Here is a 10216-nt window from a genome sequence, read left to right as displayed (position 1 = left end):
AAGATTTTCTGGGTGGATCTGTGTCATTGGTTAGTCAGCAGCACAGGGGCAGCGTCAGTTTAATGCTATTTCAACATCTTAGTTGTAAAGAGCGTGTTTATTACTCTCAGTGGTGCGAAAAGAGCTATTGTCGCACTATCTTGCAACAAGGCTGGGGGAGGAGGTTGGGGAGTTATTGTCAGATGATTGACAGTTATTGAGGGTGATGAAGAGAAATTAAATTAGATGAAAGTGTAAGGGCTGACGATTTGACTAAGTAATAATGCTGCTTTTGGTCTGGATATTGCTGTTTTGCCCTAAGCGTATTGATATCAATCGTGATATCATTCCTTCCCGGATAAGGAAAATGTCAACGCATAGGGTAAGCTCGGATTTCTCACCACACCTCTCAAAGCCTGTGCTTGTGCAGGGGAGCAGGGGAGCAGGGGAGCAGGGGAGCAGGGGAGCAGGGGAGAGTTCAAATACTAAGTTCTTTCCCCTCTGCCCCTCTGCCCCTCTGCTCCTCTGCTCTATCAAAGCAGGGAAGCTTGTGAGAAATGCGGGTAAGGCATTCGGCGATCACGGAAGCGCTTGATGCCACTGATGGGAATATTAGAAAGGTGCAGAGATTGAGCCTGAATGCTGACCCGCGAACGTTGATGATTTATGATGATAACCGGAATAAAGACCTGTGGGAGATGTCGGAATTGTTGACGACTATGTTGAAGAATGCGGATGAATAAAAATTAATAAAGTGACTAATTATAGTAGATTAATCTTATTCTTGAACTGGTAATTAAATCGCTACGCATTTTTAGAATCAGAAAATGCCTTCTAAATCACAGCAACGTTATCCAGAAAACTGGTCAGATATCGCTTTATTAGTGAAACAATCTGTGGACTGGCGATGTTCTAAATGTCAGTTGCAATGTATTCGTCCCGGTGATGATACGTCCGAACTTTCCCGTTCTCTTAGAATGGCATTAACATTAACAGTGCATCATTTTAATTTCCTGCCAGAAGATAATCGTCGAGAAAACTTATATGCCTTATGCACAGCTTGTCACCTGAGTTTTCATACCCGACGCAGGGGAAATGTATCCCCAGGACAATTGTCTCTATTTTGAGCAGGCGTTGTGTTATGGCTAGGTGCTGTGACGCTTAATTATCCCTGAGCAGAAAAAAGTTTATCCCGTTCCTAACATATTTTTATTTAAAACTTATCAGGCTGCCTTCAACAATGCCCATCCCCTCGCCTTGGTTTAATGATGACGCTCAATAATTAGCTATGGTATTTATTCGGTACAAGATCATATTTCCTTGAGTCAAATCATATACAAATCTTCAGGCGGGGGCATAGTTAACTCCTCTTCTAATAGCAAAGGATAATTTAAATGTAGTTTCAAAAGCCAGGGATTTTTTTAACTACATCCAAGATTTCCTGAAGTGTAAAGTAAATATAGTAAAATATTGGAACTCCGTTAATTTCTATAGTCCCGTATTTTCGATGTGGACGACCTTCATTATCTTTATATAAAAAATTAGGTTTTGATTCATGCCCTCGATAACTTGCAGGAAGATTTACTAGTTGAATTGGAGTGCATCGTTCGTCAAAAGTGATACTCCATTTGACTGTTAATTTTAATTTACCATCAGAGTCGCGTTCTAAGCCATGAAATAAATTATCATAAAAATAACTTATTTGGATTTGTTTGAAATCTTTTTCTGTAATAAGTTTTGAATACGATAATTGAGCTACATTAACACTAGGAGATAATTTTTGAAAAAAATCATTTACTTGCTGAGAAATATACATTTCTATAGTATTCTTCTGCTTCTCGTTAGCAAAAAATATAAAAGGAACATAAATACTTTCAAAAGCTGTATCAGATGAATGAGTTCCAATGGTATCTAACTCAGAATTCATAGGTTATTTTCCAAATAAATATTTTGTATTAAAGAGAAGTTAGCTCTAAATATTTTTATACCTTTCAGGTCAACTTCTGGGTCAATTTCACCTAATGGATTAGATGGCTCTACCTTATAATAATAAGGAATAAAAAATTCATTAGCAGAAACTTCATGTGTTCGCTGAAGTGCATATTCATACGCAAGCTGCTTGATGAGAGCGCTTCTATATTTATTAGCTGATTTCGGAGAAAGTTTCTTAGTCTTATAAAACTTCACTGGAACATCTTTGTAATCAATAATTTTTATACAATCACTTTGGTTTAAACTATTATTTACTTTTTCAGTCTGACTTTTTAAAATCAAATCAGGACGGATAAAACGACGCATTATTTGACTTTTATCTCGTTTTTCAGGCTGATTATACCTAGTATGTGAGTAAACAAATCTTCGTTCATTTAAATCAAATTCAATGCAAAGTAGTTCATCCCAGTAAAATTTTTCCCCGACTTTATTTAAAGATTTATAAATATTTGACTGTGTGCAGTAAACCCATTGATTAAAGTTTATAGCTCCGCCATTAATTTTGCGATTTCCAACCCGATTTTTTTGTTCTCCTTCTCTTAGCGGGTTATGATAGGATTTTAAAGTAATGTCCATATCTGCATAGCAAATTTCATCCCGATGTTCTTTAAAAAAATACGTATTACACATATCTTCCCAAATTAGAGAAAACCCAAACATACCCCAAAATTCACCATCTCCTTGCTCCGAATTTAGCTCACCATATAGAAATGTTTCAACAGCTTCGTAAAGCCCCCAGTAATCAGCATCTTTATAGTAGGTATTCTTATCTGTATTATCTAAAACTTCTTTGAGAATTTTAATAGTATCCTCAAAAGTATCTTTGTCAAAAAGAGACTGGTTGCTAGTTAGGTAATCGTCCTTGAAACCTTGACCAAGAAAGCGGATATCTTGACTATGTGCTTTAATATTATTTGGCACATCACCATTTAACTGCTCTACAATTTCATCGAGAATATAACAATATAGATTTACAATATCAGTACTTTCATAGCGTACCGTCAAACGCGGTAGTTCCATAACGTCAACATAAATTACATCTCCATTTTGTTCATCGCTTAGATAGATAGCACGATCTAGATATTTATAAATTTGAGAATAGTCAATATCTTCACTAAGCCTCACTTTTTTTTGAATGGAATTGATTGTTAGCTCATCATAGGCTTCTAGAACTCGCTCAATCATTTTAATTTTACTGTAAAGTACACAAACATCTCCTTCCTCAGTTTGCATCTTGACTCCACCAGATGAAAGGGTCGTCTGATCCTGATCTTGCTGAAAGTCCGGTTTGTTTATTCTGAATCGGTTGCTGTCTAAATTATCGCGCTCAAACTTGCTAAAGGTGCGATACATCTTGAAAAATAAATCTCGTACTGCATCAAAGTCACCCTCTGGAAAATCATCGAAGCCGTTTGGCAGACAAAACTCAAAATTGTCTCCCAATTTAGACTTCCGAATGCCAATAAAAAAATCGTTAGAGCCTTTGACTAACTTAAAACTGGAAAAATCAAACATGGAGTGTAAAGATAGATGCTACTATCTACTATTGGAAATTGGTTAGTATATTCAATTATTTAGTTTAATTATATTTGTAATGAAACTATTATGTAATTTGGTAAAATCTCCGAAAGTTACTAAATTATCTTTTGTTACTTTGAGAAGCTCAACCAGTGGCTTTTTATCACGATTAAAAACGCTATCCCATAAGAAGAACATTAGTTTATTCTGAATTTGTTCAGCGGTTACAGGCTGTTTAATGAAGTAATAACCAATTTGCTTGTCCTCAATTCCCCGAATCGATGCATGATGGCTTTTGATAAAATTATTAAGGTTTGCAATGAGATTTTTCCATTCATTCTCATCTAAGATTCCCCCTTTTCCATACGTCGCTATAGCAGGCTTACTCTCATCCCAGTTCACAAATTCCCAGTCCCAACGACGTTTAAATGCACTGTCCATGAAGTAAATGGAATTATCAGAAGTATTCATAGTAGCAAGTATAGAAAAATTAGGAGGAATTCTAATAATTCTATTTACTAAATCAAATTTCAAAAACTCAATTTTCTTTTGTAATGTTTCTAGCTTGGCAACTCCATCATAAGGTTGCAATTTATACTCATTTATATTACCTCTTTCATCATAACTAAATTTGGTTCCCATCAATTCTAATAGCTTGATAAATTCAATGGCGGTTAGATTAACTCCGTAACTCGACCAACCATCCTTATCTCTATCTAAAAGCTGAAAAACAGTACCAAATATAGCAGAGGAATTACCTCTATTAATTTCATCAATCACAAGAGCAACATTTTTTGGTTCATTGAGTTGTTTACCTTCTTTATCGTAAGCTTCTTTAATATTCTTGTAAGCTTGAGATAGTGCTTTTAGAAAATGTCCTTCATAATAGTTGTACTCTACTTTCCCTGATCTCGTAATCGGTACTAATTTACCCATAAAATCTCCATAGGTATATTCTGGGTGAAAAACTGTTTTGATAACGTTTTCTGGATTTACAGATTCATCTATACTCAAGTACTTAGGTATAATTTCTGAAATAATCTTGTGGCTTTTGCCAGTTCCAGGGCTACCAAAAAGAATCCTCTGAATGGGTTGATTCATTATTGCTGACAGAAGTTTATAAATAATTGTTATTCTTAGTGTTCCCATTCTTGAGCAGCCAGGAATAATTCTGGAGAAAGTTTTTTTGTCAGGATCACAGACGGATGGAAGCCGCCTAACACAGCAATCTGTCATCTCCCAGGTAAGAATCAAAGCCAGATTATGAGGCAATCCGCAAGTCCCTTATTGCTGGCTCCTACAGCTAATAATAAAATCTCCGGTGATGAACCGAGGGGTAATGTCTACTGTCTGTCTTCTGTCTTTCTATCTGTCTAGTCTGTCCCCTGCTGCGTAAGCTTTCTGTCTAATTCTGTCCGTCTGTCTGATTTGGGCTGATTTTGATGGTATTGGCATCAAGCCAGACGGCCAGACTCGATCGCTAGGGATAAACCTGTACCAATTGATCTATCTGAAATTTAAAAGCTTGGACAGGAGACTCATGGAAACAGTTTTTTGTATTCCGCCTTTGTATAGCAATGGAGAAATTTTGGTTGCCAAGGAAACCGATGGTGCTGAAAGCCAGACAGAACAAGCACTTCAGCAATCAGTATAAATTCAGCCTACTCTGATATTTGAAGGAGTTAACTGTCCCACTTTTAGATTGGAAATCCGACAGTATTCATTCTCCCAAACACCTGCTAATTCGTGAACCCAACACCTCAATTAAGCAGGGCTTATCTTTCACACCCCTCAAAATCCCAATTTCAGACCCATTGATAAGTTTGGCAAATATCTATATCTCTATACACCAGTTTGTACAAGGCATCACCGTGCCAAAAAACCTTTTTTGGCACGGTGATGCCTATTTGGATGTGACTTGAGAAGCTGAAACAAAATGCCATCTCCATTTTGATTTTTTAAGTCACTCAGGGGGTATTGCCACCAAATGCTTAAATTTCACATTGGGAGCTAGAAATATGATTAAGAGCGTTTCTTACTCCCAACGTGAAAACCCAACACACATCGCATTTTGATAACTGCGGCCGCGAAACTTTCTTGCAAAGTACAGGCTCTTGCTTGCCAACCAGCTTTGGCATCGTTCACCAAATGTCCCACCTTCAGTGGCTAGCTGCTGTATTACCATTTGGCCCACGCTCAATTAGGTCAGTTAGCTCACATCCTAAGACATTGCACAGTTTTTCTAGCATATTTCCATCAATTGATGGCATTTCGTCAGTTCGGCGGAGCCGATAGATGGTATTTGGATGAACATTAAGTTCTTTTGCTAAGTCTTTTCCTGAAATACGTCGCTCTGCCATCAAGCGATTGAGTCTCCATTTAATAGTCATCTCAATTTTTACGAAAGAAACATATCTAAGGTTGAGCAAAGTAGCTACATATACGTTAGCATTTTTACTCAGTGGAGGTTGAAACTAACAATAAAATGAAAATATTAACCAGCCTTTGCACACAATCTTCATAATATTGTCTATCATCAATACTAATAACTGTAAATCTTCCTTTTGAGTGGTAGGCATGAGCTGGAGCCGGAATTGCCTCTGCTTGAGAAGAAATAGCAGGTGTATCAAATCGCTTCTATTCATAATCAAGACTGAAAGATTTTTTGGCAGTTAATGATTTAAATTTTACCAAGGTATCGACTTATGCCAGTGTTTATTCTAGGAAGTAGGAAATGAAACCGATGAAATCACTTGGTTTTTACGAAAAGAGACTAAAAGATTTAGAAAATAATATTACCGAAGACGGAAAACTACTTAGCCAATACGAGGAGGTGTTGCGCTATGAAAGTGACCCTCGCGCTATGGGTAGGTTTGAAAAAGAAATTGAGCGGCAGCGAGAGTCTGTTACTCGCTATCAGCAGGAGTATACGGAGCTAAAGCAGGAATTAATAGGCTATCAACCTACCGAAGTGCTGTATGTGGAAAAACAATTACAGCAAATGGATGAAAAAATAAATGTTTTGTTAAAAGGGCAGGTTGTAATTTATAAAAATCAGTACAAAATGCGTCAAGCCCTCTTGGAACGCTACAACGCTTCCGAGAAAGTTATTATTGGCTCTATTACTCAACAACTCAATCAGACGCAATTAGTTCTGACTGAAAACTTACTACAAGCACTAGATAACAATATGGTTTCGGAACCAGAGATGCAGCAGATGCTAGCAGCTCTGGAGGATCGCCTGCCTTCTTTACCCCATCATCAGGCTGATATCGCTGAAATTATTAAAGACCCAGAGATGGATGCTAGACACAAATTAAAAGTCACGCTGCCCATTATTCCTATGCTTGTGGAGTACGAAGGTGAGTTGGAATTGGGAAGTGGGTTCAATGTTAAGTCAGCTTGGCAGCAATTGGTAACTAAACTACGGAGGAAGTAAGGATTGAACCTGCGTCAGCACCATGAAGAACAACTCAAGGAAGATTTAGACTTTCTCAAGGAACTAGAAGACGACCTACGCAATGAAGATGAGCTACGCAATCGACGTAAATTAGAAAAACAAATTGAAGAAACCAAGCAAAGAATCCGTAACCGTGAGAAAGAAATAGATTCTATTGAAACTAATGATCTAAAACCTAGAAATCAGTTTATTTTGGAAGGATGTGAATTATTAAAAAACAAAAAATTCCATAGCGCCGAAGAAAAATTTGATCAAGCAAAGAGACTTGACAATCAATCACCAGAACCTTGGTATTGGAAGGCTCAGGTAGCTGTAGCCAAAGATAATAAACCCGTTGCACTGAAGTATGTTCAGAATGCTTTGCAACTGAATGCTAGCCATCTACCTAGTATAGTATTACAAATTAAACTCCTGTTATTGATGGGCGGTAATTCTAGAGTAGAAGCTAAAAAAATAGCTAGTCAAAGCTATAGTATATCCAGTGAAATAAATTCTTGGTTAGACTGTTTGGAGAAAAAAAATCTATTTTCATCGATAGTTATAACCAGTTGTGAATTAGAGGATAAATGCCCAATCAGCATAGCTGAAGTGAAAATAGTATAGCCGCAAATATTTCAAACATTATTCAATCAATATCTAAGGGAAGGTAAATCATGACAAATATTAAGCGCATTGAGGAATATATCCAGAATCACCCTAATCAAAGTATTTGGGAATATATTCAAAACAATCCTGATGAGACACAATATTTTTTAGGCATAAGCTATGAAGAATTACAGAATATTATATCAAAAATAATACTCTTCAATGAAAAAAATAAGTTAACCGACGAGAATAGAGTAGTTATGCTCGTTCAACGAGATGAAAAATCAAACAAATTAAAATATTCTTCAGAAGCAGAAATTTTATTATTAATTCTAAAATTGATGTTGGATTGGAGCTTAGAGTTTAAAACTCTTGGTTTGTTATTCAACGTTACCCAATCTACAGCAAGAAGTATTTATGATCACTGGAAAATATTCGAACAATTCTTGTTTGACATATTAGCAGAAAGACTACAAGAAAGACTAATTAATCGCACAAAAAATAATCAAAAGTTATCAGGGAATTTTGGATTAGATTCTGTTGAACAACAAGTTAGTTGTTATAGTAATGAGGCTGAAGATAATAGTTATGATTTCCTCTCAAATAGTTCAATAAGTGTTAGTGGAAATGTTCAAGCAGGAATATTGCACAATGCTTCACCATGTCAGACTATTTTTTTGGGCAGTGATGTTTCTTGGAAAGATAGCAATTACTATGAATTAAAATATAAGATAAACAACGAAATCTTGCCGCATGATGGTTTGTTTATAAGAAGAAACAATGAGTTTGGAACTAGGCTAAATGTCGGAATTAAGGACTTAATTGAACAAGGAATATTGATTGACCAAATCAATATTCGCTTTGATGACTTTATCTCTCTAAATAGTGAGCGATTACCATCTCCTGAACCTGGTAATTCTCTAGCAGTCAGCTATGGAATAGCTACTATTCCACTAAGTCAAAAACGCGATGAACGAGCTACACATTATTTAGAAATTGCCTTGAGAACTTCAGATATTGCTCCATCAGTTCATCCTAAAAATAAAGCATCATCAGCTAATTATATTTTCGTTATAGATACCAGTGGCTCGATGTCAGGGGAGAAATTAGATGATGTTAAGACTTCAATACGAGAATTGTTTCAAAGGATGAGAGAAGATGATATTATTGGAATTATTGTTTTTAATACACAACCTAAAACTTTATTGAAAGCAACTCGTATTAGTCAAATTAATCTTGAGAAATTTAGTCAAGTCATAAGTAGTATGACCGCAGATGGTGGAACAGATATTAACGTAGCATTATCGTTTGGCATAGATGAGATTAATCGTTACGCAAATAGTAATACCTTGAATCATGTATATTTATTTTCAGATGGCAATCCCAACTCTGGAGAAACCAACTGGATTAAAATTAGACAAAATTTAGATCCTAAAACACGCGGAAATATCCGCTTATCAACATTTGCATTTGGTTCAGATGCCAATACTAAGGAACTCGATGCTCTGGCAGGCTTAACGGGTGGCAAATCAACCTTCGTAACTCATGTCGATGATATTAAAAATAGCCTTCAAGAAGAATTGAACAGAAGAGAGCATTTAGCAGCTCTTAATGTTCAAATTAAAGTAGACATTGAACGAGATATTGAGATTCTTTACTTGTATGGTCACGATTTAATAACAGAACCTGCAAAAAGGGCTGCTGTAAGAGAGGAGGCTGATGAGGTAAAAAAGAAAGCACAAGAAGAGTTTGGCGTTGCACCAGAAGCTGATTTAATAACAGAAAAAGATGGAATAAAAATTTTTGTTCCAGATTTAGCAGTTGGCGAAACATACTGGATAGTTTTTGAGCTTAGTATACCTGAAGAAAAAAGCCAAATATCTATTGGTAAAGCAACAGTGCAATATGTAGATACATTTGCTCGTAAGAGTCAGAAGCCAGAATTTTCACTATCTTTTCCAGGCAATTTACCATTAGATTTAGTTATTGAACATTCATTGGCATTATGGACAAGTGAAGTAGCTTTTTATGTACTTGATGACCTTTATGAAAATGATATCAGTACAGCCCAAAAACGCATTGACAAACACGTTTCTTTACTGAGAGCAGCTAATTCTGATTTAGTCTCTGATTATATTGGTGATGATGCTGTTACACTTAGTAAATTTGCGTCCCTTTTTGAAAATCTTGGCAAAGCACAATTAGTTTCAGATGTCACTCCTTACCAGTACCAAAGTTTTTTGGCTTATGAGATTAGCAGCTTTGGCAAAGTAAAAAGCGGTTTCCGACGTGCGGATTATTACTTTGTATAGATATCCGGTGCGAGTAGCATTGCAGCCAAAATGTGGGTCTTATCCACTTTTGGTGATCTAGTTTGGGGATATTAGTTTAAGCGATCGCAAAAGATAGATTTTCTTTTAGCCAATAACGATAGAACAAACGCCTCAGTAGTTGAGAATTGTGTCAGCAAATCAATAAAAGCTAGAATGGAGATGAAAAGCTTAAACTTCTTGTGTACTGTTCCGATGCAACTGTCCAGTTATGGCGGCTATAAAAGGACACTTGCCACTGTCCCAAACCCTAATACTTGCGTGAATTACTGGTGGAGTAGACCCAACTGGGTAGCCCACCACTTGCTCTACCCCCGTTCTTGAGAGCGAAGAAAATATTTATTTAGCGATT

Annotated in this window: 9 protein-coding genes; 5 read left to right on the top strand and 4 right to left on the bottom strand. The window is 36.4% G+C overall.

Going from position 1 to position 10216, the window contains the following annotated elements:
• The first annotated feature begins 536 nt into the window (after nucleotides 1-536).
• Together VE944_RS30540 and VE944_RS30535 are read left to right on the top strand one after the other, a co-directional pair.
• Nucleotides 537-722 carry a site-specific integrase gene (locus VE944_RS30540; RefSeq protein ID WP_324986433.1) on the top strand — a complete coding sequence of 62 codons (186 nt, stop codon included), beginning with the start codon at nucleotides 537-539 and terminating at the stop codon, nucleotides 720-722.
• 84 nt (nucleotides 723-806) lie between these two features.
• Nucleotides 807-1106 carry an HNH endonuclease gene (locus VE944_RS30535; RefSeq protein ID WP_324986430.1) on the top strand — a complete coding sequence of 100 codons (300 nt, stop codon included), beginning with the start codon at nucleotides 807-809 and terminating at the stop codon, nucleotides 1104-1106.
• A gap of 275 nt (nucleotides 1107-1381) precedes the next feature.
• Here VE944_RS30535 and VE944_RS30530 read toward each other — a convergent pair whose 3' ends face one another.
• The 4 genes from VE944_RS30530 to VE944_RS30515 all read right to left on the bottom strand — a co-directional run bounded on the left by VE944_RS30530 (nucleotide 1382) and on the right by VE944_RS30515 (nucleotide 5879).
• Nucleotides 1382-1906 carry a hypothetical protein gene (locus tag VE944_RS30530; RefSeq protein ID WP_324986427.1) on the bottom strand — a complete coding sequence of 175 codons (525 nt, stop codon included), beginning with the start codon at nucleotides 1904-1906 and terminating at the stop codon, nucleotides 1382-1384.
• On the bottom strand, nucleotides 1903-3486 hold the full coding sequence (locus VE944_RS30525; RefSeq protein WP_324986424.1) for an LlaJI family restriction endonuclease: 1584 nt from the start codon (nucleotides 3484-3486) through the stop codon (nucleotides 1903-1905). The genes VE944_RS30530 and VE944_RS30525 overlap by 4 nt, the downstream gene beginning before the upstream one ends.
• Nucleotides 3487-3537: 51 nt before the next feature.
• Nucleotides 3538-4590: a restriction endonuclease gene (locus VE944_RS30520; protein WP_324986421.1), complete on the bottom strand. Its 1053-nt coding sequence runs from the start codon at nucleotides 4588-4590 to the stop codon at nucleotides 3538-3540.
• Nucleotides 4591-5648: 1058 nt separating this feature from the next.
• Nucleotides 5649-5879, bottom strand: a complete 231-nt coding sequence (locus tag VE944_RS30515) for a helix-turn-helix domain-containing protein (RefSeq protein WP_324986418.1) — start codon at nucleotides 5877-5879, stop codon at nucleotides 5649-5651.
• 344 nt (nucleotides 5880-6223) lie between these two features.
• On the opposite strand from VE944_RS30515, the gene VE944_RS30510 reads away from it, so the two are divergent.
• From VE944_RS30510 to VE944_RS30500, 3 genes are read left to right on the top strand one after another with little or no spacing between them, the layout of a single operon-like run.
• Nucleotides 6224-6928 carry a hypothetical protein gene (locus VE944_RS30510; protein ID WP_324986416.1) on the top strand — a complete coding sequence of 235 codons (705 nt, stop codon included), beginning with the start codon at nucleotides 6224-6226 and terminating at the stop codon, nucleotides 6926-6928.
• Between the two features lie 3 nt (nucleotides 6929-6931).
• Nucleotides 6932-7552 (top strand): hypothetical protein, encoded by a 621-nt coding sequence (locus tag VE944_RS30505; RefSeq protein ID WP_324986413.1) that lies wholly within the window; start codon nucleotides 6932-6934, stop codon nucleotides 7550-7552.
• Nucleotides 7553-7602: 50 nt separating this feature from the next.
• The gene (locus tag VE944_RS30500) at nucleotides 7603-9846 is read left to right on the top strand and encodes a vWA domain-containing protein (RefSeq protein ID WP_324986410.1); all 2244 of its coding nucleotides are present in this window, start codon (nucleotides 7603-7605) and stop codon (nucleotides 9844-9846) included.
• Nucleotides 9847-10216 lie beyond the last annotated feature (370 nt).

This window comes from Nostoc sp. (assembly GCF_035638895.1).
GTDB lineage: Bacteria > Cyanobacteriota > Cyanobacteriia > Cyanobacteriales > Nostocaceae > Nostoc.
Note: the sequence above shows the minus strand (reverse complement) of the source record. Positions and strands in the feature narration are given on the sequence as shown.